The sequence below is a fragment of the Dietzia cinnamea NBRC 102147 genome, assembly GCF_001571065.1.
GTDB classification, from domain to species: Bacteria; Actinomycetota; Actinomycetes; order Mycobacteriales; family Mycobacteriaceae; genus Dietzia; species Dietzia cinnamea.
In genome coordinates, this window is the sequence record NZ_BCSW01000001.1 from 156,264 (window position 1) to 182,536 (window position 26,273).

A 26,273-nucleotide genomic window follows, 5' to 3' on the forward strand; every position below is an offset into this window, starting at 1 on the left:
CCGTGCGTGGCGAAGCCGCACGCCTGCTGCGGCGCCTCGAGGTGGCGGGCGCTCGCCTCGACCGCGCCCGAGGCGGGCACGCGTCCGACACGGCGGGGGCCGAGAGGGGCGACGACGACGAGGTCCGCGCCCTCCTGAGCCCCGCCGCCGACAGGATCGCGCGACTGACCGAAATCGCGGGCGCCCTGGCGGACGGCACGCTGTCCGAAGCGTCGGCCGGCGAGGCGGCCCGCGCGGTGGCCGCGTCCCAACCGCACCGAGGCATCCGATGACCGGGGCACTGCCCGAGAACCCGCCGCCGGCCCGGGTCGTCGCGCTGCTCGAGCTGGCCGCCGCCCTCCTGGCGACGCGAGACGCCCTCGCGACCGCCCGCGACGCCCTGCTCACCGCACCGACCCGATCCCCCGCGCTCGACGCCCTCGCCGACGCGATCGACGGCGAGGCCCGCGGCCTCGACGAACAGCTTGCCGGCGTCTACCGGCTGGTCGAACTCGCCGAGGACTCCGTCGACGACCTCGACGGCCCGGATCCCCTGCCCGCGCCGCAGCGCGCCCGGCAGCGCGAGCGGCTGGACCGGGCCCGGCACAACGCGCTCGCCGACCTGGCCAGGCTCGCGGGGCCCGCCGGGCCCGCGGAAGATGGGCGCGCCGACCCGAGCGCCGAGGGCAGCGGGGCCACCGGGATAGCGCCCGGCGGCATCGACACGGCCGCGACCGTGGCCGGGTGGGCGACGGCCGAGCCCGAGGAGGTCTACTCGCGGATCGAGCACCTGCCGGTCGCCGACAGGCGCGTGCTCGCCCTCGCCGAGCCCGAGGCCGTCGGCGGGACGTACGGCGTGCCCTGGCCGATGCGGGCCCGCGCCAACGCGGTGGCCGTGCGCAGGGCCCTCCACCGTGAGCAGCTGGCGGGCACCCCGTGGTCCCCGCGCATAGGGAGACTGGAGACCATGGCGCGGCGGGACGCTCGTCGTCGTCGTCGTTCCTTCCCCGCCTTCTCCCCGCGGCGCGGTGGCCGGATGATCGAGGTCGTGGGCGACCTCGGGCCGCGCACCGAGGCGGTCGCGGTGTACGTCCCCGGCACCGGCACCAACCTCGACATGTCGCACGTCAACACCGACGTCGCCGTGGACCTCGTCGACGCCGCCGACGGCCGACTGGCGGTGATCGCGTTCCTCGACGGCGAGTTCCCGCAGGACATCATGGCCGACGCCGGCAACCCGCGGTACGCCGAGACGATGGCGCCGCGGCTGGTCCGGTTCTGCCGCGAGGTCGACCGGGTGATCGAGATCGAGTGCCCCGGCGCCGCTCTGACCGTGGTGGGTCATTCCTACGGCGGGCGGATCGTCGGCACCGCCGAGCGCCTGGGCCTGCGCGCCGACCGGGTCATCTACGCCGAATCCCCCGACCTCGGCGTGGGGGTGACGGGGCCGTCGGACTGGCGCGCCCCCGGCCCGGTGCGCCGCTACACCCTCACCGCACCGGGCGATCCCGTCGAGCTGCTCCAGGTCCGCTTCGGGCTGCGGCGGCAGTGGTCGCACTCCGACCTCGGCGACGGCGGCGCGCGCCTCGACACCGGCTACTTCGCCGACGGCACGCCCGTCTACGGCACCCGCGGGCACGGCGGGGTGTTCGACCGCGACTGCGACGCGTTCCGCGCGATGCTCACCGTGATGCTCGGCGGTCCGGTACCCCTGTGGCGCGAACGCGAGATCCGCGCCCGCCACACCTCCGTCCGACGCGGCGACGACGGCCAACTGCTGCCCGTCCTCCGGCGGCATGTCGCCGGCCTCTGGCTGCACCGCGACCGCGAACCCTACGGCGACGCCGAGGTCACCTGGGAAGCGCCCGAACGACTGACGGTCGTCCCGCCGGCTACGCGCGCGGCGGGGGAAGGTGTTGGCGTTCGCACGGAGGCTGTCTGATACTGGGGCCTATGGCATCGCTCGACACCAGGTTCACCCGCCCGTCCCTCACCGCCGTGGGGATGAGCGCACTGGGGGTCCTGTCCGTCGGCCTCATCACGACCGGCCTCTGGTACGACTCCCACCGCAGCGCCCAGGCCGTCGAGCGCGCCCGCGCCCAGGTGGAGGCCGCCCAGACCGGCGGCCCCACCGCCGAGCCGATCGCGAGCACCACTTCCGAGACGACCACCGAGACCACCTCGGAGGAGACCGGCGAGCCGCCCACCGAGACGGCCTCGGAGGAGGCGACCTCCACGCCCGTCGCGACGCAGGCGCCCTCGACGACCGTGCCGACCGCGGCCCCCGCGCGGCAGGACGCCACCGTCCAGCCGGTCCGTCAGGCACCGGTCGCGCCCGTTGCGCCCGCCGTCCCCGTCGCGCCGGCGGCGCCCGCGCCGGACCCCGGCGGGGGCGCCGGGACCGAGGGCGCCCCGGGGGACGCCCCCGGCGCGGGCCCCGGCACCGGCGAGACAGGCGGCGGAGAGGCCGACCAGGGTGAGGGTGGCGCGCAGGGTGGTCAGGGCGGCCTCGAGGTGCGGCAGCCCGACGGTGCCCGGCCCGCGCCCGGTTTCCCGGACCTGCTGCGGCCGTTCCTCCCCCGCCCGAACGTACTCCCCCAGCCCAACACCGTCGGAGCCGCCGCGCTCGACGCTAACGCGGCCGAGGCTCGGACCACAGAGGAGGCGGGGGCGGCCGAGCCGGCCGACGAGGCCGACGGCGACGAGCGGGGCGAGTAAACCCGCTTGGATCAGTCGCGGAAGTAGTCGACCGTGCGGGCCACGCCCTCACGGATCGTCACCTGAGGGACCCAGCCCAGCACCTCGGCCGCGCGGCCGGCGTCCAGCGCCGAGCGGGCGACATCGCCCAGGCGGGCGGGCGCGTACTCGGGATCGTCGGCCGCGCCCGCGGCCTCGGCGACCAGCGAGTGCAGTCCACGGTCGGTGGTCTCCACCCCGGTGCCGACGTTGAACCGCAGACCGGCGGCGGCCGGCACCTCGGCGGCGCGCACGAAGGCGTCCACCACGTCGTCGACGAACACGTAGTCACGGGTGTTGCCACCGTCGCCGAACACCCGGGTGGGCTGCCCGGCGAGCAGACGCTGCGAGAAGATCGCCACGACGCCGGCCTCGCCGTGCGGGTCCTGACGCGGCCCGTACACGTTCGCCGGCGCCACGCCCGCCCACTCGATGCCGTACAGCCGCGAGAACATCTCCAGGTAGATCTCACCGGCGACCTTGCCCGCCGCGTAGGGGCTCAGCGGATCGACCGGGCGGGTCTCCGCGACCGGAAGCTCGGTGACGGGTCCGTAGATCGACCCGCCGGAGGACGTGAAGACGACCCGCCGCACACCGGCCTTGCGCGCGGCCTCCGCGAGGCGGACAGTGCCGACCACGTTGACCTCGGCGTCGTGCACCGGGTCCTCGACCGACAGGCGCACGTCGATCTGCGCGGCCAGGTGGAAGATCACCTCCGGCCGGGCCTCCGCGACGACGTCCTCGATCGCCGGGTCGGTGAGATCCAACTGGTGGAAGACGAAGCGGTCACCCGCCTCGCGCGCGGCCGCGAGGTTCTCCAACCGCCCCCGCGACAGGTTGTCCACCACCGTCACGTCGTGGCCCTCGCCCAACAGTCTGTCCACCAGGGTTGAGCCGATGAACCCGGCCCCGCCCGTCACCAGTGCACGCATACGTTCCCCTCCCTCGTGCGACGGGCCCCGCCGCCGCTCCCCCCTGTCGGAGGACAGTGTTCACGATACGACCGCGGGGTTCCCCGCGAGCTCACTCCGGCCCGTAGAGTTCCGTCGCCCTGGTGAGCGGGGTCCGCCGCTCCGGCGGGAACGGCGAGTCCTCCAGGATCTGCGCGAGCTCGGCGTCGGTGAACGCGGCGCGCACGGCGTGGATGCGTACCTGAGAATCCGCGTACACGGTGACCAGGCCGGGCGTGGTCGTCAGGTCGAGCAGGTGCTTGTTGGGCCCCTGGAACCCCCAGTAGTTCGGCGGGCTGACGTACACGTAGGTGACGCCCAGGTCGGCGAGCGCCTGATCGACCCGCGGGTCCTCGCCGGCCCGGTCCATCCGGGAGAACAGGTAGGTCGTCAGCGGGGCTGTGGAACCGGGCTGCAGGTAGTGCCGCGCCGTCGAGGGCAGGCCATGGGTGGCGTACATCCACCCGGAGCCCTCGTCGGGGTTCGTGTAGATCAGTCCTGAGTAGGCCTGCGGTTGCTCGGACAACCACTGGAAAGCACGCAGGTCGTGCTGGTCGACCATGCGGCCCCAGCGCTGGCTGGTGCCGGCCGCGGAGGCGTACTCGGGCGAGGCCTGCACGACCCACGAGCCCACGCCGACCAGGGCGGCCAGCGCCACGGCCACCCGCGCCAGCTCCACGCCGCGGCCCTCGGGATCGGTGACGGGGTCCATGAGCCGGCCCAGCCAGCCCGCCAGGCCCTGCACGGTGGCGCCCACGCCCACGCCGACGGCGGCGGCCACCACCACGGCGAGCACCACCCCGATCCGGCGGGGATCGTTGTAGTAGATGCTGCCGATCCCTCGGAGCACGCCGCCGGTCCAGTTGCCGAAGACGCTCATGGCGTTCACGCACACCACGAGCAGACCGCCCCACAGCAGGAGCGGCCACACCACGCGGCGGCGCAGCATGACGAGCAGCCCCAGCACCGCGAGAGACAGGAGCACCCAGCGCACGCCCCAGTCCTCGACGTGCCGGACCTGCAGGGCGACCGCCTTGCCCCACGTCGCGGCGCGATCGGCGCCGATCTCGAACTCGAACGCCGAGATGTCGTCGGCCTCCTCCGAGACGGTGAGGACCTGCGGCAGCAGCGTCAGCACCCCCGCCAGGCCGATGCCGGCCAGCACCACGAAATCGCGAATCCGTCCCCGCACCGGCCGCCACAGCCCGTCGAAGAGCCACCAGAACAGCACGAACGCCCCGGCGGTGACCATCGCCGAGGGGTGGACGCCGCCGATGCCGACCAGGCCGAGTGCCGCGGCGGGGATGAGCCGCCGGTCCGCCAGCGCCGCCACCACGACCGCGGCGCCGAGACCGGCCATCCCGTTGGCCACGGCGGACGGGGTAGCGGCCACCATCACCTCGACGAACGGCAATCCGGGGAACAGCGGGGTGGCCATCGCGGCGACGGCCGCAGACGTGGCCACGACCGGCCGAGAGAAAGACCGGTGCGTGATGAGCCACGCCAGCGCCGCCACGCCGAGCGGGAAGACCAGCGCGACGCTGCCGATCTGGACGAGGTTGTACGTCTCGACCGCCCCGATGCCGCACAACCCCATTACGAGCGCGGCGATCGCGTGCCACGTGCTCGGGTAGTACAGCGTCGCGCCGTTCTCCGGGTACCGCAGCGCACCGGCCTGATCAGGCGAGGCCAGGCCCACGTCGTGGATGAAGCGGATGTAGTTGACGTGCCAGTGGGCGTCCCACCCCTGGAAGATGTTCGCGGTGCCGCCCGGCATCGCCGACAGCTCCGTGATGATCATCTGCCCGATCAGCCAGGCGCTGACCAGCACCGCCGCACCCGGCAGCAGCCACCACCGCGCGCGCCGACGACCGCCACGCCCCTCCGCCGGCCGGGATCGGCGCGCTCGTCGTCGTCTCGCCATCCACAACACCCCGGTGATGGCCAACCCCACCGCACCCACGACGGCGGCGGTGGCGGCCGTGGCGACCACATATCCACCCAACGACCACGGCACGCCGATCCGGCCGTAGACGTAACCGGCGATCGCGGCGATACCGAAGGAGACGGGGATCGACGTGGCCACCGACAGCCGCAGGGGCAGCTGCGCGGCGGTGCCGACGATCACGCCGGGCACCACCAGGAGCGCGGTGAGGGTCATCATGACCATCGCGATGTCGATGACCTGCCTCCGTTCCCCGCCCTGTCAGCGTCTCGTCCCGGCCCGCGGGCTCGTCTCGTGTCCCGCCTTGCCGACCCGCCCATTATGGGCCACCGCGTCGGGAGACCTCAGCGCGGCACGAGCACCCCGACCGGTCCGCTGCCCAGACACAGCTCGGACAGCCCCGCGAGCGGGGCGACGGTGAGTCCGCTCCCCCCGCCGACGAGACGCGCGTACACCGTGCCCAGGCCCGCTTCGACGGGCACGACCGCGGGCTCGCCGTCGTCGAGGCGCACGGACATGTGACCGTCGGTCTCGGCGAACACGTGCAGCCGCACCACCCAGTCGCGCCCGATCAGCGGCCCGTCCAGCTCGATCCGGGCGCCGTCCGCGTCGATCCGGTGGCCGCAGCCCGGCTCGGGACCCTGCGGGAGCGAGCGGCCGGGCACCACGTCGGCCGGCCGGAGGGTTCCGCCCGCATCGATCACCACCGGCTCACGGGTCCACGCCCCCACCTCCGGCACACCGGACACACCGACGAGCAGCCAGGACAGCCGGTGCGCGGGGGCCGCGACGGGCAGTAGCACCTCGGGCGGGACGTCCTTGTCCAGCAGCGGTTCGGTGCGCTCGTGCAGCGCGGCGAGCAGCGGCTGGAGGTAGTCGCGGGCAGGCTGCTCGGCCCAGGTCTGCCGGTAGGTGACGGTCGAGACCGCGGTCGAGGCGAGCAGCGCCACGAGGCCGAGCGCGCCCGCGACCGGCCACCCGCCGCGCGTCGGTGCGATGTGCGTGCGGTGCGGCCCGCCTCGGGTCGCCGGCCCGGTTCCACGCCGCGGGGCCGCCAGGGCGAGGGCTGCCGCCGCGGCCAGTACGACGGGATATTCGGGGTGGTAGCGCAGCGTCTGGACGATCTCCGCGGCGGTGTCCGGACCGGCGCGGCCGACCGCCACGAGGACCACCGGGACCAGCGGGTACAGCGCCGCGCCCGCCCAGATCGCGCCGGTGCGGCGTCGGGTGGTCAGCGACCACGCCAGCACGGCCACGCACGCGGCCGCTCCGGCGATCACCGCGGCGAGGGGCGGGTCGGCCATCGGCGGACCGGGGTGCCAGCGATCCCACCGCCACGGCCCTCCGCCGAGCGTCGGCGCGACTGCCAGCCGGTAGGCGTGGTCGACCAGAGCCGCGAACCGCAGTGGTGCGCCGTCGCCTCCCGCCCCGTCTGCCGGGCCTACAGAGCCGGTCGCGCCACTCGCCGCGCCACTCGCCGCCCCGTTCGGGTCCGGGTCGAGCGTGCCCCCGCCGAGACGGCCGACGACGACGAGGAAGACCGCCGCCCACACCGCCACGATCACGGCCTGAGCGAGCCAGGCGGCGCGGGTCCGCCGCCACAGTGCGAGCAGGTCGGCGCGCGTTCCGCTCGTCGTCCACCACCCGCCCAGCAGCACGACGGCCGCGACCGCCGGGACGATGAGGGCCTTCTCCACGAACAGCAGCCCCAGCGCGGTGGCCATCGCCGCACCCACCGCGTGCCGCGTCCTGCCCGTGCGCGCGAGGAGGGCCATCGACGCGACGGCCAACGCCATCGCGGCGGTGAGCGGGAGCGCGTTGAGCGCCGCCGCCCACCATGTCGCGGCGGGCAGGCCCAGCGGGATCGCCAGTGCCGCCGTCAGCGGGACGAGCAGGGCCGTCCGCCCCGACAGCAGCACCCACAGCATGCGGGCCAGCGCCGCGCCGGAGACCAGCTGGAGCAGTGCGATCTGCAGCAGCGGCATCCGGAAGTCCAGCGGCGCCAGATGGGCGGACAGCCAGACCAGGGCCATCCCGCCGGGCATGAGGTGACCGTCGTGGTCGGTGAACAGCAGGTCCGGATCCGGCCACGCGTGCCGGGCGGCCAGGCCGTGGAGGATGAGGTCGTCCCAGTAAAACCAGCCCGCCGCCGCGACCCACAGCCGCACCCCCGTGGCCGCCAGCACCACGAACGCGCAGGACACGAGCAATGCGCGGCGGCCGAGCACGGGGCGGGAGGGCGCGGGCGCGGACTCGGTGCACGGACCGGTCTCGGCGGCAGGATCCGTCTCGGCGGGTGCGGGGCTGCGGTCGGGGGTCGCGGGCGGCATCGCGGGCAAGGCTAGCCGGATCCCGGGCCCCGGAGTCTTCGGTGTCCGCGCGCGTCGGCCGGGAAAGTCCGCACACGCCGCCTCGGCCACAGCCGCGCGCGGCCATGGCGTCTCGCCCGTCCCCCTGCGCAGGCCAGACGCCATGGCGAGGAGCGACGATGAATATCCCGCGCATCCACGGGAGCGAGACGCCAGGGAGGAGAGCGGCTGTGGGCCGGGCCGCGTGCATGCGCTCGCGCTGATGCGCAGCCGCGTCTGCTGATGCCCTGCCGCGGGCGGGGATGTCCGAGGCCGTCGCTAGGGTGCCCCGCATGAGTTCCGGAACCCCTCGTGCAGTCGGTGCAGTCGTCCTCGGTGTGGCCATGCTGGCAGGGATCGGCTGGTGCGCGGAGGCCGGGGACGGCGCTCCCGGCACGACCGGAACTCCCCAGAGCTCGCAGGTCGATCCGGGCGGGCCCGTCTCGTCGTCGTCGCCGATCCCACCGGCCCCGCCCGCGCCGGACGCGGGCACAACGGCCGACCCCGCGCCGCCGGCCGACCCCGCGCCGCCAGCGGACCTGTCGGGCGACCCGCAGGTCATCGCCGCGAAGGTGGCGCTACCGCAACTCGAGGTTAAGGGCCGTGCGCCCAGGACGGGCTACGACCGCGACCTGTTCGGCCAGTCCTGGACCGACGACGTGTCCGTCGAATTCGGGCGCAACGGCTGCGACACCCGCAACGACATCCTCAAGCGGGACCTCACGGACCTCACCTTCCGGCCGGGAACCCGCGACTGCGTGGTCCTCACCGGCGTCCTCGAGGGCCCGTACACCGGGGAGCGCATCGAGTTCACGCGCGGACAGGACACCTCCTCGGAGGTGCAGATCGACCACGTGGTGGCGCTGTCGGACGCGTGGCAGAAGGGCGCCCAGCAGCTCACCGAGGAACAGCGGCGCGATTTCGCCAACGACCCACTGAACCTCATGGCCGTGGCGGGGTGGGCCAATCAGCAGAAGGGCGACGGCGACACCGCCACATGGCTACCGCCGCGTCGCGAGTTCCGCTGCTCGTACGTGTCACGGCAGGTGCTGGTCAAGGAGCGCTACGGGCTGTGGGTGACGGCCGCCGAGCGCGACGCGATGGACCGGATCCTGGCAAGCTGCTGACGCCCGGGGGCCCGGCGGGCCGGGCGGGCCGGGCGGGCCGGGCGGACTGTTGAGCGGCGCACCCGGGCTGGTCGACCTGCCCGGGCTGATCGATCCGGCCGCTCAGAAGTCGAAGAAGCCGCCGCCGTCGCCGCCGAACAGACCCCCGTCGAAGAACCCGCCGCCGCCGTCTCCCCCTCCGCCATCGCCGCCGAAGAGCCCGCCGTCGAAGAAACCACCGCCGTCACCACCGGCGTCTCCGCCCTCGCCACCGTCGCCGCCGAACAGGCCGCCGTCGAAGAAGCCCTCGCCGTCGCCGCCGTCAGCGCCGCCCATGTCACCGACGTCGGCGCCGCCCTCGCCGACCCCGGCCGCGAAATCCTCACCGGAGTAGCCGACGCCCGCCATTCCGGCGAACAGCATGTTGAACATCATCATCGAGCCCATCGTCCAGACGCCGGTGGCCAGCGCGGACGCCCACCAGGGCTCCGAGTACCAGCCCGCGGGCACCGGGCGGCCCGCCACGACACCACCCGGGTAGTAGTGCGGGGTTTCGTCGCTCGGGTCGGTGGCGGCCTTCAACTTGCGGCCCTCGACCTCGACCTCGCGGTCCTCGGTCACCCGGCCGGCGCGATCCTGGCCGGGGGTCGGCGGCAGCTCAGGGCCGGGGTCGAGGCCCATCGCCGAACGGGCGGCGCGCACGTAGTACAGGCCCTCCAGCGCGGTGTCCTTGGCCAGCTGGGCCTGCACGGGCGTGCGCGCCTTCTCCAGCTCCGCCACGGCGGCGGTGTAGCGCTCGGAGGCGTCGGCCATCGCCTGCTTCGACGCCTCGTCCGTGCCGTCGAGATTGAAGACCTGCCCGCCGAGCCGCTCGATCCAGCGGGACGCCTCGGCGCGGTAGTCCTCGAGATGACGGTTGTGGTGCGCCTCCAGCTGCGTCTGGCCCTTGTTCTGGCTGCGGGAGATCACAGCGACGGCCACCGCGATCACTGCGGCGATGAGGAGGAATTCCACGACACGACCTTTCTCGGTACTGGTTCCGAGGGTACCGAGAACGCGGGTTCGGGCGCGCCGTCCCGCCGGGGTCAGGGGCGCCGTCAGGGGCGGCCGTCCCCGCCGCTCACCACGCCCGCCTCGCGCAGGCGGGCCACCTCCGCCCGGCCGATCCCGAACCCGGTGAGCACCTCGTCGGTATCCGCCCCGCGAGGGCGTGGGCCGAAACGGACGGACCCGGGCGTCTCGGACATCTTCACCGGAATCCCGACGCTGCGGTACCCCTCCCGCTCGACCACCATCTCGCGGTGCAGGACGTGCGGCATCTCGAGTGCCTCGCCGACCTGGTTGACCGCCCCGGAGGGCACTCCCGCGGCGCGGAGCCGAGCCGCGAGGTCTTCACGGCCGATCGAGCCGACGAGATCCCCGAGGATCACCCGGAGCTCCTCCGCGTGCGCGAGCCGGTCGGAGTTGGTGCGGAAACGGGGGTCGTCGGCGAGGTCGGGCGCGCCCAGCGCAGCCGCGAGGGAACGGAACTGGCGGTCGTTGCCGGCCCCGATGAAGAAGGGACCGTCCACGCACGTGAAGGTCTCGTAGGGGCAGATCGTCGGGTGGGCGACCCCGGTCCTGACAGGCTGTTCGCCGCTCGCGAACCACTTCCCGGCGTGCGGGTGCAGGATCGACACGGCATTGTCGAGCAGCGCGAGATCGATCAACTGCCCGCGCCCGGTCGACTCGCGGGCGTGCAGCGCCAGCAGGATCCCGTTCATCGCGTTGAGGCTGGTGACGATGTCGACCAGCGGGATGCCGATCCGCATCGCCGGGCCCTCGGGTTCTCCGTTGATGCTCATCAGGCCGGACAGCGCCTGCAGGACCGCGTCGTAGCCCGGCGCCCCGCCCAGGGGGCCGTCGACGCCGTACCCGGTGATGCGGCAGTGGATCAGTCGCGGGAACCGCTCGGCGATCACCTCGTCCGCCAGCCCCCACCGTTCGAGGGTCCCGGCCTTGAAGTTCTCGATCACCACGTCCGCGCCCTCGAGCATCCGCCGCAGCAGAGCCTGCCCGTCCTCGGTGCGCAGGTCGATGCTCACGTTGCGCTTGTTGCGGTTGAGCCCGTCGAAGTAGGCACTGTGGTCGGCCCGCACGAACGGCGGCCCCCACCCGCGGGTCTCGTCCCCGTCCGGGGGCTCGACCTTGATGACGTCGGCACCGTGGTCGGCGAGCATCTGCCCAGACAGGGGACCGGCGAGGACGCGGGACAGGTCCACCACCCGGATGTCGGTGAGCGCGCCGGTGCGCGGCATGTCGGTCACGGCTCAGGCTCCCGTCACGCGGTCGAGCCACGCGGCGGCGGGGCTCTCCACCGGGGCGCCCTCGACGATCAGGGGCCACGCACCGTCCATGCCGTCGCGGACCGCCGCGTCGGCGAGCAGCGACTCCCAGTAGGCGGCCGAGCCGAACTCCCCACGCCACTGCAGGGCGGGCAGGGTCACGCGGTGCAGGGTGTGCTCGTGGGTCGTCCCGATCGCGCCGTGGACCTGGTGTGCGTTGCGGACGGCCACGGCGAGCGCCTGCGAGACGACGCTTCGCGCTACGGCCACCCGGAATCCGGACAGCGGACCGGCGAGGTCGGTGGCCAGTGCATCGGCGACGGCCTGATCGGCCGCCGCCCGGGCGAGGACGGTTTCCGCGGCGATGTCGACGACGAGGTTCTGCACCGACTGGAATCGGGCCAGTGGCCGGCCGAACTGGGTCCGCTCGGTGGTGTGCGCGACGGCCGAGTCGAGCATCCCCTCGGCGGCGCCCAGGCACTGCACCGCTCGCGCCAACGCTCCCCGCAGGACTGCGACCTCGACCGGGCCCGGCTCGACGGCGGTCCACTCGACGTCCTCGGGCGGCGTCACGTCGGCCAGCGGGACCGCGGAGACCCCTCGGGCCGCCGCGACGCCGGTCCGGCCGGTCCGCACTTCGGCCACCTCGTACCCGCCGGCCGGGCGGCCGCCCACCTCGTCGTCGTCCCCTCCTGCCGGTCGCACGAACAGGACGGTGTCGGTCGCACCCGCCCAGGGGACCCTCCGTGCGTGTCCGTCGGGGCCGAGCACCGCGAGGGTCGCCGTTCCGGCGGAGGTGTCGTCGAGCGCGGCGGCGCGGCGGAGGGGCCCGACGACGAGGTCGGTCTCGGCGTAGGGAACGGCCACTCCCGCGGCCGCGGACAGGCGGAGAAGGGCAGCCGCCTCGGCCCAACCGGCACCGCTGCCACCTGAGGTCTCGGGGGCGGTGAGCCGGGCGAGGCCGACCTCTGCCAGGGTCCGCCACACGGCCGCGGGGTCCGGCTCGATGCCCGGGCCGGAGTGCTCGGCCAGGACGTCGCCCATCATGGCCAGAAGGTCCTCGTCGACGGCGAGGTCGGCGGTCGCGGCCTGCTGGTCGGATGTGGCGGCCTGCTGGTCGGTGGTGGTCTGCAGATCAGTGGTGGCGTGGCTCATCGCATCCCCAGTCCCCGCGCGATCACGCCGCGCAGAATCTCGTTGGTCCCGCCGCGCAGCGTGAAGCCGGGGCGTTGATGGAGTCCGGCGCGGAGCAGGTCGGCCAGCTCGGACGCCGCCGCGTCGCCGTCGCCCGGCCGGAACTCGTCGCCGAGGCCGGTGGAGACCGCGTCGACGAGGTCCCCCTCCGTGGTGGTGCCGAGCAGCTTGACCAGCGCGGCGGCGGTGTCGGCGGGTTCACCTCGTTGGAGCGCGCCGGCGATGTTCTGGCTCAGCGAGTGCAGGCCGGCCATCCGCGCCACCGACCGACCCAGGTCCGCGCGGGCGGGCAGCGCTCCCTCCGCGACCGCCCCGATCTCGGCGGCGAAGAGGCGGAACGAGGACAGGAACCGCTCGGGGCCGCTGCGTTCGAAGGCGAGCTCGGAATTGACCTGCTCCCACCCGTTACCGAGGGCCCCGAACACCATGGCGTCGGGGACGAACACCTCGTCGAGGATCACCTCGTTGAAGTGGTGGTCGCCCGACAGCGACACGATCGGCCGGATGGTCACCCCCTCGCTGCGCAGATCGACGATGAACTGGCTCAGGCCCGCGTGGCGGATCGTGGTGTCGAGGGGCTCGGTCCGGCAGAGGGCGATGAACGCCTCGGCGTGCTGGGCGCCGGACGTCCACACCTTGGTTCCGGTGATCGACCAGCCGCCGTCGACCTTCACGCCCTTCGTGCGGACGCTGGCGAGGTCGGAGCCCGAGTCCGGCTCGCTCATCCCGATGCCGAAGCAGCACTCGCCCGCCGCGATCCTGGGCAGGTACTCGCGCTTCTGCTCCTCGGTGCCGTAGCGCAGCAGCGATGGGGCGATCTGCCGGTCGGCGACCCACTGCGCTGCCACCGGTGCGCCCACGGAGAGCAGTTCCTCGGTGACGACGAAGCGCTCGAGGAACGTGCGTCCCCGACCGCCGTACTCGGTGGGGATCGTCATCCCGACCCATCCACGCTCGGCCAGTCGCCGGGTGAAGTCCTCGTCCCACTTGGTCAGCCAGGTGTCGATCCACGGGGTCAGTCGCCCCGCCGCGATCTCGTCCGCGAGGAAGGCACGGACCTCCGCCCGCAGGGCGGTCATCTGCTCCGACGCCAGGGTCGTGGGTGGGGCGAGCGCGGACCTCATCGGTGCTCCTCGGGTCGGGGTGCGGTGACCGGGGTTAGCCGGTTCGGGGATTCCCGGCGCCGATAGTGACCAGCGCCACGGGAACAGCATCGCACGGTCGCGAGTCTTACGCAATGACGGAATGGGGTACGTGTCTACGGATCACTGGGCTGTTTTCCGAGAGGCCGGATACTGTTACCTCATGACGGAGAGCGAGACGACGGGCGGCGATTCCGCGAGCGACGTCGGCCGGGCCACCGAACGACCACGCCACCGGATGGTCGACAGGGTCGCCGCGATCATGGAACTCGTCGCGCGTTCCGGCTCGGGGATGACGCTGACCGCGGTGGCCAAGGCCCTCGACGCGCCCATCAGCTCCACCCAGGGACTCCTCAACGGCCTGGTCGCCGTGGGATATCTCGACGAGCGGAACCGGATCTACACGCTCGGCACCGCCCCGTACCTGCTCAACGTGATCGCGGGACGCCCGCCCGTCACCTCGGTGTCCCACGAGCAGCTGGAGGCGCTGCACTCACAGACCGGGCTCACGACGACTCTGTCGACGGATGTCGGCGACGACCTGTTCTACGTGGACTTTGTCTCCTCCGACCCGCACTACGCCTACCTCGCGGAGAACAAACTGCGTCGCTCTCTGCTGCGGACCTCGTCCGGGTGGCTGCTCCTCGCGGACCGCGAGCGGCGGGACGTGTGGGCCTACCTCAACTCTCGGCCCCGCGAGGACGCCGAGTACGTCGACCGGTTCCTCGCCGCCCTCGACGACCTGATCGACACCGGGGTCTGCCGCGCGCCCGGGGTGGCCGTCGACGGCGGGGACGGGGTCTCCGTCGCACTGCGCGAGCGCGGCCGCACCATCGCGACGGTCGGCGTGATCGGCAGCCGAGCCGAGATCCTCGCCCGCAAGGACGAACTCGCGAGCGCGTGCCTCGAGCACGCGACCTCGTGGGGCCTCCGGTAGCCGAGGACCCGCGGCCGCCGCCGGCTACCGCCCCTCGTACCGACCGGCGCGCTTCTCCCCGAACGCCGCGAGCGCTTCGCGGTGATCCTCGGTGTGGTGGGCCAGGGCCTGCATCGACGCGGACAGCTCGAGCAGCGACTCCAGCGACTGGTGCTGGGACTCGCGGAGCAGCCGCTTGGCCATCCGCACCGAGTGCGGCGGGTTCTTGGCAACCCGCGCCGCGAGACCGCGAGCCGCGTCCATCAGGTCGTCGGGGTCGACCACCTGGTTGACCAGGCCCCACTCGGCGGCCTGCTCGGCCCGCACCCGGTCGCCGGTGAGAGCCATCTCCGCCGCGCGCGCCGGACCGATCGCCTTGGTGAGCAGCCAGGCCCCGCCGTCGCCGGGGATGATGCCCAGTTGCACGAAACTCTCCGCGAACCACGCGCTGGTGGACGCCACCCGCAGGTCGCACATCACCGCGAGATCGCACCCCGCCCCGACGGCCGGCCCGTTGACCGCGGCCACCACAGGGACCTCGCAGTGGTACAGGGCGCGGGGGATCCGCTGGATCCCGTGGCGGTAGCCGTCGCGGAGCTGATACGGCGAACCCCCGAACATGCCGGCCCGGTCGGCCATGTCCTTCACGTTGCCGCCCGCCGAGAACGCCGAACCCGCGCCGGTGAGCACCACGGCGCGCACATCATGGTCGGCATTGACCACCGCAACCTGCCCACAGAGGGCGTCGACGATGGCCGGATCCGAGATGGGGTTGCGGGTGTCCGGGAGGTTCAGGGTCCACGTCTCGATGTGGTCGGCTCGCTCGACGAGCAGGGGCGCTGAGGCCATGAGGGGACTTCTTTCGTGGTCGCGGAAACCGGCTCGCTATCTAACTACGTAAACCGTTACCCGACAGTATCGACCCGGCGCGTCACCGTCAACGATCACCGCCGTCTCGGGTCCGCCCGTACGCACGGTTGCGGAACGACAGAACCCCCGGCCGTGAGGACCGGGGGTCTGAGGAACTCTCTGCGGAGCCGCGTGTCGGAATCGAACCGACGACCTTTTCATTACGAGTGAAATGCTCTACCGACTGAGCTAACGCGGCGAGCCCTTGTGGGGCGACGCAACTATATCCGACGGACCCCCTGAGCCGAAAAACGGCCCGCGCCGGGACGCCTCCGCCGTCACTCCCCCGGCGCTCACGCCGGCCCACTCCAGCCTGGCGGGTCAGGAGCCGAGCGCCGCGCGAATCGCACCGACCATCGCCGACACCGCGAACTTCGGCTTGACGTTGACCTTGATCGCGGCCCGGCACTCCTGCACCGCCTCGATCGCCTTGAGGATCGAGGCAGCCGAATAGTGCCCGCCGAGGCGCGCAGCCTCCTCGGCCTTGTCGGGGTGGACCGCGGCGACGTCGCGGGCACCGAGCGCGACGATGAGTGCATCCCGGTAGAAGCCGGCCAGGTCGACCAGGGCGAGGTCCAGCGAGTCACGGGTGGAGCGGGTTCGCCGGGACTTCTGTGCACGTTCGAGTTCCTTGACCGCGCCCGTCGCCCCGCGGCCGGCGGACGCGGTGCCCTTACCTGTGCCGCCGGCGCCGAGGGCGGTACGTAATTCCTCGACCTCTCGCTCGTCCGACTCGGTGTTGCGCGCGAGCGCTTCCTGCTCGGCGGAACTGACGAGCCGGCTCGCGAGCGGGAAGGCCCGCCCGGGGTTGTGCATGACCATCGGCAGCTGGAGGACGACGTCCCGACGTTCGCGGGTCGCCTCATCGGTGGCCAGCCACCGCGCCCGCCCCACGTGCCCGGAGGAAACCGAGGCGGCCCACCGCGCGAGATCCGGCTCGATCGCGTCGCCGTCGGCGAGAAGGACCCGCTCGACCGCCTCGGCGTTCGGCTGGCGCAGCGCGACGTTCCTCGACCGCGAGCGGAGTGTGACCATGATGTCCATCGGATCGGTGGTCGGCGAGCACAGCAGGAACACGGTCCGGCTCGGCGGCTCCTCCACCACCTTGAGCAGCGCGTTGCCGGACTGCTCCGTGAGCCGGTCCGCCTCCTCCACCACGACTATCTGCCACCGACCGGTCCCTGGACGGCTGGCCGCGCGGTGGATGGTCTCCTTGACGTCCTTGAGGAGGATGTTCACGCCCTGCGGGGCGAGCAGGTGGACGTCGGCATGAGTTCCCGCCAGGACGGTATGGCACGCGCGGCACCGACCGCACCCCACCACGTCGGGGTCCTCGCACTGCAGGGACGCCGCGAATGCCATTGCCGCCACACTGCGTCCGCTGCCCGGCGGCCCGGTGAACAACCACGCGTGGACCATGCGCGGGTCGGACTCGTCCCACCCCTGGCCCGGGACGCGGGCACGGGCGGCCGTCGCGGCAGCGGTCAGCTCCGCCACGACGTCGGCCTGTCCGGCCAATCGTTCGAACACCCCGGGCATGGCCCCACCTTATCCCCGCGGACCGACACACCTGAGCCCCCACCGGCACCGGCGCGAACTAGGCTGGGACCGATGGAGCGCTGGGTCAGGTTGTTCAGGTGGCTGTGGGCCACCCCCTGGCCCGTGTATGCGCTCACGATGGTGCAGGCCAACATCATCGGCGCGGTCTTCGTGTTCTCGTTCCTGCGCTTCGTGTTGCCGGTGGACCGGTTCCTGGACCTCGACGAGTTCCGGTTCCTCAACCAGTACCTCTTCATCGGCTACCTGGTGCTGGCCTTCATCGGCGGAGTCATCGCCTCCACACTGCTCCTCTTACCCGTGCTCAGAGTGGACCGGGCGGGCGCGGAGTTCGACGGCGCCATCCGCCGCCGCACCCTGCGTCTGCCGTTCCACCAGGCGATCATCTCGGGCACGATGTGGCTCATCGGGACCCTGCTGTTCGCCGCCGTCAACGTCGGGCACTCCCCCAGGCTCGCCCTCATCGTGTCGGTGACGAGCCTCCTGGGCGGGAGCACGACCGTCCTCATCTCCTATCTCCAGGCCGAGCGGATCATGCGGCCGATCACCGTGCGCGCGCTGGCCAGCGGCGTGCCGGCCAACCGGCACGTCCCCGGCGTCCGGCGCCGGATCTTCCTGGGCTGGGCGCTGACGACGGTCATCCCGATCGCGGGCATCCTGCTCATCCTCACCGGCCACTGGTTCGGACTGTTCGGTGACGACCCCGGGACCATCCTCGTCGCGCTGGCGGTCCTGGCGAGCGTCGCCGTCATCGCCGGCGCCATCGGCATGGGGCTGGTCTCGGACTCGATCGCCGACCCCGTCCGCGAGATGCAAGCGGGTGTCAGCCGCGTCAAGCAGGGCGACCTCGAGACGCGCGTGACAATCTACGACAGCTCGGAGATCGGCCGCCTGGCGCAGGGCTTCAACGAGATGGTGACCGGCTTGCAGGAGCGCGAGGCGATCCAGGACCTGTTCGGCCGCTACGTCGGCGAGGACGTTGCCCGCAACGCCCTCGAGCGCGGCACCGAACTCGGTGGGCAGGAGCGGGAGGTCGCGGTGCTGTTCGTGGACCTCACCGGGTCGACCGAGTTCGCGGCAGCACACGAGCCCGCCGAGGTCGTGTCGGTGCTCAACGAGTTCTTCCGGATCGCGGTCGAGGCCGTCGACTCCAACGGCGGGTACATCAACAAGTTTCAGGGAGACGCACTCCTCGCGGTCTTCGGCGCGCCCCTGGAGGTGGACAACGAGGCCGGCCGCGCCCTGCGCGCCGCCCGCGCACTGCAGAGCCGCCTCGCCGAGCTGTCGCCGCTCTCCGCGGGCATCGGCGTCTCCTACGGGACGGTCATCGCCGGGCACATCGGTCACGCCAAGCGGTTCGAGTACACGGTGATCGGCGACCCGGTCAACGAGGCCGCGCGCCTGACGACGTTGGCCAAGATGGAGCAGGGGCACGTGCTGGCCTCGGCGGCGACGATCCACCACGCGGACGGCCCGGAAGCCGCGCGGTGGGTGCTGGGCCAGAGCGTCGAGTTGCGCGGCCGCGGGATCATGACCCAGCTCGCTCGGCCCCTTCGCCCCACCCTGGCGGATCGGTGGCAGGCGGGCGACGCCGTACGGCGGTCCGCGACCGACGCCGGGTCCGTCGCATCCGCGGCGTCGGACGCACGCCCCGCCGCCGCTCCGGCAGCCGACGCGGTCGTCGACGACGCGACGCTCTGACCGACCCGCAGTCCGTCAGCGACGGGAGGAGGCCGCCTTTTTCGCCGGGGCTCTACGGGCGCCCGACTTCGTGGCGGGGGCCTTCTTGGCCGGCGGCGACTTGGCCCGACGCTCCGAGAGCAACTCGGCGGCCCGCGCATCGGTGAGACTCTCCACGGTGTCACCCTTGCGCAGAGACGCGTTGGTCTCGCCGTCGGTCACATAGGGGCCGAACCGGCCGTCCTTGACCAGCATCTGCTTGCCGGAGACCTCGTCGATCCCCATCTCGCGCAGTGCCTTGGGCGCAGCGGCCTGGCGGCCCCGACGCTTGGGCTCGGAGTAGATCTTCAGCGCCTCCTCGAGCGTCACCGTGAACACCGCGTCCTCGGACTCGAGGGTGCGCGAGTCGGTGCCCTTCTTCAGGTACGGCCCGTACCGGCCGAGCTGTGCGGTGATCTCCTCGCCGCTGGCGGGGTCGACGCCGACGACGCGGGGCAGTGACAGGAGCTTGAGCGCGTCCTCCAGCGTGACCGTCGCCGGGTCCATGGACTGCATGAGCGACCCGGTCCGCGGCTTGGGCCCGGTCGGGTTCTCGGAGTCCTTCTTCGCCTTGCGCGTGACCGCGGCCTTGGCCTTCGTGGCGGCCTTCTTGGCCTCCGCCTTGGCCTCGTCGTCCTTCGCCGCGGCGATCGCGGCGTCGCGCTCGGCGTCGATCCGCTTCTTCTCCGCCTCGGCGTCGGCGAGCACCTTCTTCGCCCACGCGGCCTTCTCGGCGTCGCTCGGCTCGGGCAGCTTCTCTGTGACGTAGGGCCCGTAGCGTCCGTCCTTGACGACGATCTCGTGCCCGGTCTCGGGGTCCACGCCCAGCGGACGCCCGTCCTGCGGGGTGGCGAAGAGCTTCTCGGCCACCTCCAGGGTGAGCTCGTCGGGGCTCATACCCTCGGGCAGGTTGGCGCGCTGCGACTCCTCTTCTCCGGACTCGCCCGTCACCATCCGCTCGAGGTACGGACCGTAGCGACCGACGCGCACGTAGACGGGGCGCCCCTCGGCGTCGTCGAACACGCGGATCGAGTTGATGCTGCGGGCGTCGATGGCCTCGAGGTTCACGTCGACGAGGTTCTTCAGCCCCACCGCGTAGTTCGAGTCCGCGTCGCCCTCACCCCCCTCGCCGTGGCCCCCCGGGCCACCGACGCCGAAGTAGAAGCGGCGCAGCCAGTCGCTCCGGTTCTCCCGACCCTCGGCGATCGCGTCGAGCTCGTCCTCCATGAGGGACGTGAAGTCGTAGTCGACGAGCCGGCCGAAGTTCTGCTCGAGCAACCCGACCACCGCGAACGCCACCCAGCTGGGCACGAGCGCGTTGCCGCGCGAGTAGACGTAGCCGCGGTCCTGGATGGTGCGGATGATGCTGGCGTAGGTCGACGGGCGTCCGATGCCCATCTCCTCCATCGCCTTGACGAGGCTGGCCTCGGTGTAGCGGGCCGGCGGGCTGGTGGTGTGGCCCTCGGGCAGGAGGTCCGAGCCGGTGAGGTGCTGTCCCTCGGACAGCTGCGGCAGGCGCCGTTCGGCGTCGTCGGCCATGGGCTTGTCGGCGGACTCGGCGGCATCGTCGGCGGCCTCGACGTAGGCCTTGAGGAAGCCCGGGAACGTGATGGTGCGGCCGGAGGCGGAGAAGGTGGCGCGGGAGTATCCGGAGGCGTTGGCCCCGGCCTGCCCGCTGATGCGGATGCTCACCGAGGTGCCGCGGGCGTCGGCCATCTGGGAGGCGACGGTGCGCTGCCAGATCAGCTCGTAGAGGCGGTACTCCTCCGCGTCCAGCACGCTGTGCAGCTGGCCGGGGGTGGCGAATGACTCACCGGCGGGGCGGATGGCCTCGTGCGCCTCCTGCGAGTTCTTGACCTTGCGCGTGTACTGCCGCGGCGTGGGCGAGACGTACTCGCTGCCGTAGAGCTCCGTCGCCTGCGCCCGGGCGGCGGCGATGCCACCCTCGGACAGGGTGGTGGAGTCCGTTCGCATGTAGGTGATGTAGCCGTTCTCGTACAGCCGCTGCGCGATGCGCATGGTGCGCTCGGACGTGTACCGGAGCTTGCGGCCGGCCTCCTGTTGGAGGGTCGAGGTCATGAACGGCGCGTAGGGGCGCCGTGTGTAGGGCTTGGACTCGACGGTGTCGACGACGAAGTCGGCACCGTCGAGAGCCCCGGCCAGCGCGCGGGCCGCGGGCTCGTCGAGCACGACGGAGTCCTTGGCTGCGCCGGTGGTCTTCAGCCTGCCGTCCGGGCCGAAGTCACGGCCCTGCGCCACCCGGGCGCCATCGACGGCGGAGAGCTTGGCCGTGAAGCTGCGTGGCTCACCGGCGTCACCTCCGGCCGAGCGCTGCGTCGCCAGGGTTGCGGTGATGTCCCAGTAGTCGGCGGCGACGAACGCCATGCGCTCGCGCTCGCGCTCGACGATGACGCGGGTGGCCACCGACTGCACACGCCCGGCGGACAGCCGCGGCATGACCTTCTTCCACAGCACGGGCGAGACCTCGTATCCGTAGAGACGGTCGAGGATGCGGCGGGTCTCCTGGGCGTCGACGAGGTCGGTGTCCAGCTCGCGGGTGTTCTCGGCGGCGGCGAGGATGGCGGGCTTGGTGATCTCGTGGAACACCATGCGCTTGACGGGGACCTTGGGCTTGAGCACCTCGAGGAGATGCCAGGCGATCGCCTCACCCTCGCGGTCGGGGTCCGTCGCCAGCAGGAGCTGATCCACCCCCGCGAGCTCCTTCTTGAGCTCGGAGACCTTCTTCTTCTTGTCGGCGCTGACCACGTAGATGGGCTCGAAGTCGTCCTCCGGGTTCACGCCCAGCCGCGCCCACGGCTCCTTCTTGTACTTGGCCGGGATGTCCGCGGCGCCCTTGGGCAGGTCGCGGATGTGACCGACGGAAGCCTCGACCACATAGTCGGACCCCAGATAGGGCTGGATCTTGCGCGCCTTGGTGGCGGACTCGACGATCACCAGGCTCCGCTTGCCGCCCGATGCTGTCTTCTTGCTCGCCACTGGAGTGCTCCCAACCTGCGCTGATCCGTCGGCGACGCCCGCCGTCGACTCCGGTCCCGGTTACGGTACGCGTGCCGGAGCCTTTCCATACAGATTCATACCAGGCCGGTCCGTCACGGGAAGAAACGCGATCCACCCCTGCGCGGGCACCGTGAGCACGCCCACCCGGACGCCACCACCCCCCGGGACGGTCCGGCCTATTCCTCTATATGCACCCCGGACGCGAGCGCCCCCTCGTCGTCGTCCCCCCAGGCCACACCGTCGTGAGTGGCAGAGATAGACAGGTCGGTCTATGATTGGGAGGAACACCCACGACCGCGGATTGCAACCTGTTACAGTTCCGGCATTCCGGCCGTGGCCGCGGGCTGCGCCGTAAAAGGCGTACCGTCGATGGCCGTACGGGAGCCACGACGAGTCCCGATCATCACGACTTTCTGGAGGTCAGCAGCGGTGGGCAATGCGTCCAAGACCAAGCTGGACAAGGTGGTCATCCGCATCGCGGGTGACTCGGGTGACGGCATGCAGCTCGCCGGTGACCAGTTCACGTCCGAGGCGGCCGCCTTCGGCAACGACCTCGCGACCCAGCCCAACTACCCGGCCGAGATCCGGGCTCCCCAGGGCACCATCCACGGCGTCTCGAGCTTCCAGATCCAGATCGCGGACTACGACATCCTCACCGCCGGTGACCGTCCCGACGTCCTGGTGGCGATGAACCCGGCCGCACTGAAAGCCAACATCGGCGACCTGCCCTCGGGCGGGATCCTCATCGTCAACTCCGACGAGTTCACCAAGCGGAACCTGACGAAGGTGGGCTACGAGTCCAACCCGCTGGGCTCGCCGGCGTTCGAGGCGTTCCAGGTGCACGAGGTCGCGATGAGCACGCTGACCATTGGTGCCGTGGAGTCGGTCGACATCGGCAAGAAGGACGCCGAGCGCTGCAAGAACATGTTCGCGCTGGGTCTGCTGATGTGGATGTACGGGCGCACGGTCGACTCGATCGAGAAGTTCCTGGCCGACAAGTTCGGCAAGAAGCCGACCATCCTCGAGGCCAACACCCTCGCGCTGCGGGCGGGCTGGAACTACGGCGAGACCACCGAGGCGTTCGCGTCGGAGTACGAGATCGCCCCCGCCAAGCTGCCCGCGGGCCGCTACCGCCAGGTCACCGGCAACACCGCCCTGGCCTACGGCCTGGTCACCGCCGGCACCTCGGCCGACATGCCGGTCTTCCTGGGCACCTACCCCATCACCCCCGCCTCGGACATCCTGCACGAGCTCAGCAAGCTCAAGCAGTTCGACGTGACCACGTTCCAGGCCGAGGACGAGATCGCCGGTATCGCCTCCGCGCTCGGCGCCTCCTACGGTGGCGCGCTGGGCGTGACCTCGACCTCCGGGCCGGGCCTGGCCCTGAAGTCCGAGGCGATCGGCCTGGCCGTCATGACCGAGCTGCCGCTGGTCATCATCGACGTCCAGCGCGGCGGCCCCTCGACCGGCCTGCCCACCAAGACCGAGCAGTCCGACCTGCTGCAGGCGCTGTTCGGCCGCAACGGTGAGTCGCCCGTGGCCGTGGTGGCGCCCCAGTCCCCCGCGGACTGCTTCGACGCCGCCCGCGACGCCGCCCGCATCGCGGTCACCTATCGCACGCCGGTCATCCTGCTCTCGGACGGCGCGATCGCCAACGGGTCCGAGCCGTGGCTGCTGCCCGAGGTCGACGCGCTGCCGAAGATCGAGAAGAACCTGGCCACCGCGCCCGAGGCGGGCGAGGAGGGCGACACGGTCCCCGACTACCTGCCCTACGCGCGCGACCCGGAGACCCTCGCCCGCGACTGGGCCGTGCCCGGCACCGCGGGCCTGGAACACCGCATCGGTGGCCTCGAGAAGGCCAACGGCACCGGCAACATCTCCTACACGCCGGACAACCACGACCTCATGACCCGCACGCGCGCCCTGCGCATCGCGCGCATCGACGTGCCGGATCTGGAGGTCGACGACCCGTCGGGCGAGGCCGATGTCCTCGTGGTGGGCTGGGGCTCGTCCTACGGCCCCATCGGCGAGGCCGTGCGCCGCGCCCGCGCCAACGGCCACCGCGTGGCCCGCGCGCACGTGCGCCACCTCAACCCGCTGCCCCACAACATCGGCGAGGTGCTCGGGCGCTACCGCCGCGTGCTGGTGCCGGAGATGAACCTCGGCCAGCTGTCGATGCTGCTCAAGGCCCGCTTCCCCGCCAACATCCAGCCCATCACCAAGGTGCACGGCATGGCGTTCTCCGCCGAGGAGCTGCAGAACGCCATCGAAGCCGAGTTCGCCGGCCGCCTCACCCACGCCGAGCACGACAAGTACCGTGTCGCGCTCGACGGGGTCGTCACCACGACCGGTAAACCCGCGGCCCGCGCCCGGCAGATCGGCCACACCGCCACCGGCACCACCACCGCCAACCGAACCCGCTGACACAGACGAGCGAGGAGAAGACCCCCATGACAACAACCGAACCCGGACTCGTCGGCACCAAGCTGCCACTCGACGCCCTGTCCTCGGTACCCAAGACCGACGCCCCCCAGAAGCCCAAGGACTACACCTCCGACCAGGAGGTGCGCTGGTGCCCGGGCTGTGGCGACTACGTCATCCTGGCCACCATCCGCGCACTGCTGCCCAAGCTCGGCCTCAAGCGCGAGAACATCACCTTCATCTCCGGCATCGGCTGCTCGAGCCGCTTCCCGTACTACCTCGAGACGTACGGCATGCACTCGATCCACGGCCGCGCCCCGGCCATCGCCACCGGCCTGGCCACCACCCGCCCCGACCAGTCGGTGTGGGTCGTCACCGGCGACGGCGACGCCATGTCCATCGGCGGCAACCACCTCATCCACACCCTGCGCCGCAACGTGAACATGAACATCCTCATGTTCAACAACCGGATCTACGGCCTGACCAAGGGCCAGTACTCCCCCACCTCCGAGACCGGCAAGGTCACCAAGTCCAGCCCCATGGGCTCGTTGGACCACCCGTTCAACACCCTGTCCCTGGCACTGGGCGCCCAGGGCACCTTCGTCGCCCGCGCCCTGGACTCGGACCGCAAGGGCCTGACCGAGGTCCTCGAGGCCGCCGCCCGCCACCGCGGCACCAGCTTCGTGGAGATCATGCAGGACTGCCCGATCTTCAACGACGGCTCCTTCGACCTGCTCCGCAAGGAAGACGCCGCCGACCACCTCATCCCGGTGCGTCACGGCGAGAAGATCATCTTCGGCGACGAGGGCCAGCACTGCGTGGTCCGCCGCGGCTTCTCCCTGGCCGTGGCCGCCACCGCGGACGTCGACGAGGCCGACATCGTCGTCCACGACGCCCACACCGACGACCCGACCTACGCCCACGCCCTGGCCAACCTGTCCAGCCAGGACCTGGAATACACGGTCACCGGCATCATCCGCCAGGTCGCCCGCGACACCTACGACGACCTCGCCCGCGGCCAGGTCGCCACCGCCAAGGAGACCGCCACCAGCGACCTGCAGGCCCTCCTCGACGGCTCCAGCACCTGGACCGTCGAGTAGGACCGAGCACTACCCGCGCCGCGTCCCGGGGACGTCGACAGCGCACGCACCACCGCTCACGGGGGCGGTCACCGGCTCACACGCGCCGCGTGACCGTCCCCGTGACGCGTCCGCGGGTGTCCCACGTCCGTTCGACGACGTCGGCGACTCCGTGCTGGTCCACGCGGACCGCGGTCGTCGACCGGGTGCCGTAGATCCCGCCGATGCGGACGAACCGCGCCGACAGGCGCCATTCGTGCGCCAGCGGTACGCCCGTGCGCGGCATCTTCCACGGTGCCGCGGGGCGGCGGTCGGCCAGCACGTCCATCAGTGCCCCGGACCAGTCCGGGTCCTCCATGACGTCGGTGCCCACGAGCGTCCTCACGTCGCGGACCGCACCCACCACCTTGGGCCAGGGAGTGTCCAGCGAGGCGTTCGACAACCCGTGGACACCGGTGCCGAGGGCAACCGGGCCGCGGGTCGACCGGTTGGACGCCCACCACATCCGGTCGAGGTCCCCGGCGAGGAGGTTGACGCCTCCGTAGCGATCGAGATCGGCGACGACGTGGTGGGCGAACTCCGTGACCGGCACCGGCCCGGTGAGCGCACCGACCGGCAGCTCGCCACGCGACGCCGGCGCGGGGATCGCCGGCCCGGGCTCGCGGACATTGGTGACCGCGGCGAACCGCCCGCCCGTCGCCAGTGCCATCCAGGTTCCACCGGCGGTGGCGTCCCGGCCGGCGACGACGTCCGCGACACCGTCGTGCTCCACCGTCCACTCGTGTAGCGGCTCGGTGGGCCGGGCGAGGTCCTCGTCCCGGTTGGCCACCACGATGAGCGGATAACGGGGGTGGACCCGTCGCGCGACCACGAGCATGCACATACCCCCACGGTACGTCGACCTGCGACGAGGCAGCGCGCGGCGGGGAC

General features: G+C 72.2%; 19 protein-coding genes and 1 tRNA gene. 8 read left to right on the forward strand and 12 right to left on the reverse strand.

From position 1 onward, the window contains the following. Positions 1-2 precede the first annotated feature (2 nt). From DCI01S_RS00745 to DCI01S_RS00755, 3 genes are read left to right on the forward strand one after another with little or no spacing between them, the layout of a single operon-like run. Positions 3-272 carry a hypothetical protein gene (locus DCI01S_RS00745; RefSeq protein WP_146193791.1) on the forward strand — a complete coding sequence of 90 codons (270 nt, stop codon included), beginning with the start codon at positions 3-5 and terminating at the stop codon, positions 270-272. Further along, positions 269-1,921, forward strand: a complete 1,653-nt coding sequence (locus tag DCI01S_RS00750; RefSeq protein WP_061227503.1) for an alpha/beta hydrolase — start codon at positions 269-271, stop codon at positions 1,919-1,921. The genes DCI01S_RS00745 and DCI01S_RS00750 overlap by 4 nt, the downstream gene beginning before the upstream one ends. A gap of 11 nt (positions 1,922-1,932) precedes the next feature. Continuing rightward, positions 1,933-2,697 (forward strand): superantigen-like protein SSL4, encoded by a 765-nt coding sequence (locus tag DCI01S_RS00755; protein ID WP_061227504.1) that lies wholly within the window; start codon positions 1,933-1,935, stop codon positions 2,695-2,697. Positions 2,698-2,708: 11 nt separating this feature from the next. Here DCI01S_RS00755 and DCI01S_RS00760 read toward each other — a convergent pair whose 3' ends face one another. The 3 genes from DCI01S_RS00760 to DCI01S_RS00770 form a co-directional block, all read right to left on the reverse strand. After that, positions 2,709-3,647, reverse strand: coding sequence for an SDR family NAD(P)-dependent oxidoreductase (locus DCI01S_RS00760; RefSeq protein ID WP_061227505.1), 939 nt, complete (start codon positions 3,645-3,647; stop codon positions 2,709-2,711). 91 nt (positions 3,648-3,738) lie between these two features. Then, positions 3,739-5,835, reverse strand: coding sequence for a DUF6541 family protein (locus tag DCI01S_RS00765; RefSeq protein WP_061227506.1), 2,097 nt, complete (start codon positions 5,833-5,835; stop codon positions 3,739-3,741). 119 nt (positions 5,836-5,954) lie between these two features. Next, a complete protein-coding gene (locus DCI01S_RS00770) occupies positions 5,955-7,940 on the reverse strand; it encodes a glycosyltransferase family protein (protein WP_061227507.1) in 1,986 nt (661 codons plus the stop codon). A 311-nt stretch (positions 7,941-8,251) separates the two neighbouring features. Between DCI01S_RS00770 and DCI01S_RS00775 the strand changes: the two genes are divergently transcribed. Next, positions 8,252-9,085 carry an HNH endonuclease family protein gene (locus DCI01S_RS00775; RefSeq protein ID WP_061227508.1) on the forward strand — a complete coding sequence of 278 codons (834 nt, stop codon included), beginning with the start codon at positions 8,252-8,254 and terminating at the stop codon, positions 9,083-9,085. Positions 9,086-9,187: 102 nt separating this feature from the next. Here the strand turns inward: DCI01S_RS00775 and DCI01S_RS00780 are convergent, their stop codons facing one another. The 4 genes from DCI01S_RS00780 to DCI01S_RS00795 all read right to left on the reverse strand — a co-directional run bounded on the left by DCI01S_RS00780 (position 9,188) and on the right by DCI01S_RS00795 (position 13,706). Next, positions 9,188-10,078: a hypothetical protein gene (locus DCI01S_RS00780; protein WP_061227509.1), complete on the reverse strand. Its 891-nt coding sequence runs from the start codon at positions 10,076-10,078 to the stop codon at positions 9,188-9,190. 83 nt (positions 10,079-10,161) lie between these two features. Continuing rightward, the gene (locus DCI01S_RS00785; protein ID WP_061227574.1) at positions 10,162-11,361 is read right to left on the reverse strand and encodes a CaiB/BaiF CoA transferase family protein; all 1,200 of its coding nucleotides are present in this window, start codon (positions 11,359-11,361) and stop codon (positions 10,162-10,164) included. Between the two features lie 12 nt (positions 11,362-11,373). Further along, a complete protein-coding gene (locus DCI01S_RS00790) occupies positions 11,374-12,435 on the reverse strand; it encodes an acyl-CoA dehydrogenase family protein (RefSeq protein WP_061227573.1) in 1,062 nt (353 codons plus the stop codon). 104 nt (positions 12,436-12,539) lie between these two features. Then, positions 12,540-13,706, reverse strand: coding sequence for an acyl-CoA dehydrogenase family protein (locus DCI01S_RS00795; protein WP_061227510.1), 1,167 nt, complete (start codon positions 13,704-13,706; stop codon positions 12,540-12,542). Between the two features lie 256 nt (positions 13,707-13,962). On the opposite strand from DCI01S_RS00795, the gene DCI01S_RS00800 reads away from it, so the two are divergent. Then, the gene (locus tag DCI01S_RS00800; protein ID WP_109148461.1) at positions 13,963-14,661 is read left to right on the forward strand and encodes an IclR family transcriptional regulator; all 699 of its coding nucleotides are present in this window, start codon (positions 13,963-13,965) and stop codon (positions 14,659-14,661) included. A 24-nt stretch (positions 14,662-14,685) separates the two neighbouring features. Here the strand turns inward: DCI01S_RS00800 and DCI01S_RS00805 are convergent, their stop codons facing one another. The 3 genes from DCI01S_RS00805 to DCI01S_RS00815 form a co-directional block, all read right to left on the reverse strand. Next, positions 14,686-15,489 (reverse strand): crotonase/enoyl-CoA hydratase family protein, encoded by an 804-nt coding sequence (locus tag DCI01S_RS00805; protein WP_061227512.1) that lies wholly within the window; start codon positions 15,487-15,489, stop codon positions 14,686-14,688. Positions 15,490-15,675: 186 nt separating this feature from the next. Then, positions 15,676-15,748, reverse strand: a tRNA-Thr gene (locus DCI01S_RS00810). 122 nt (positions 15,749-15,870) lie between these two features. Next, complete coding sequence (locus DCI01S_RS00815; RefSeq protein ID WP_061227513.1) at positions 15,871-17,088, reverse strand: DNA polymerase III subunit delta'; 1,218 nt, start codon at positions 17,086-17,088, stop codon at positions 15,871-15,873. Between the two features lie 72 nt (positions 17,089-17,160). On the opposite strand from DCI01S_RS00815, the gene DCI01S_RS00820 reads away from it, so the two are divergent. After that, the gene (locus DCI01S_RS00820; protein ID WP_061227514.1) at positions 17,161-18,807 is read left to right on the forward strand and encodes an adenylate/guanylate cyclase domain-containing protein; all 1,647 of its coding nucleotides are present in this window, start codon (positions 17,161-17,163) and stop codon (positions 18,805-18,807) included. Positions 18,808-18,822: 15 nt separating this feature from the next. Here DCI01S_RS00820 and topA read toward each other — a convergent pair whose 3' ends face one another. Next, on the reverse strand, positions 18,823-21,822 hold the full coding sequence (gene topA, locus DCI01S_RS00825) for a type I DNA topoisomerase (protein WP_061227515.1): 3,000 nt from the start codon (positions 21,820-21,822) through the stop codon (positions 18,823-18,825). Between the two features lie 450 nt (positions 21,823-22,272). Here topA and DCI01S_RS00830 point away from each other — a divergent pair, with 450 nt between their 5' ends. Next, a complete protein-coding gene (locus tag DCI01S_RS00830; protein ID WP_061227516.1) occupies positions 22,273-24,267 on the forward strand; it encodes a 2-oxoacid:acceptor oxidoreductase subunit alpha in 1,995 nt (664 codons plus the stop codon). 26 nt (positions 24,268-24,293) lie between these two features. After that, positions 24,294-25,364, forward strand: coding sequence for a 2-oxoacid:ferredoxin oxidoreductase subunit beta (locus DCI01S_RS00835; RefSeq protein ID WP_061227517.1), 1,071 nt, complete (start codon positions 24,294-24,296; stop codon positions 25,362-25,364). Positions 25,365-25,440: 76 nt separating this feature from the next. Here the strand turns inward: DCI01S_RS00835 and DCI01S_RS00840 are convergent, their stop codons facing one another. Next, complete coding sequence (locus DCI01S_RS00840) at positions 25,441-26,226, reverse strand: NRDE family protein (protein ID WP_061227518.1); 786 nt, start codon at positions 26,224-26,226, stop codon at positions 25,441-25,443. Positions 26,227-26,273: the final 47 nt, after the last annotated feature.